Source organism: Lyngbya sp. CCY1209 (genome assembly GCF_035615495.1).
Taxonomy (GTDB): Bacteria; Cyanobacteriota; Cyanobacteriia; order Cyanobacteriales; family Microcoleaceae; genus Limnospira.
On sequence record NZ_JAJENU010000649.1, the window covers coordinates 1 to 272 of the forward strand.

A 272-nucleotide genomic window follows, 5' to 3' on the forward strand; every position below is an offset into this window, starting at 1 on the left:
GGGGGTGGCTTCTCCTATGAACCCCTCTTCGGGAGTGAAGGTGACATTTCCTTCAGTATCAACGCTATAGGTTCCTTCACCCTCCACCGCGAAGCTGGTTTGCTGTCCCGGCGTATCCGGGTCTAAATCCACCGTACTCGGGTCGAGATTATTTTCGCTGTCGCTATCGTTGTCGGTGATGTTGAAGGTAACGGGGGTTCCCGGCGCCGTGGCGGCGGTATCGTTAGTAGCCGTGGGGGCGGTATTTTCCACCGTCACTGTAATATTGGCTG

The 272-nt window shown here is 55.9% G+C and carries 1 protein-coding gene; it reads right to left on the reverse strand.

The genetic code is table 11. From position 1 onward, the window contains the following. Nucleotides 1-272, reverse strand: a 272-nt coding sequence (locus tag LKE08_RS26610) for an Ig-like domain-containing protein (RefSeq protein WP_324707318.1), incomplete at both ends; no start/stop codon positions are given.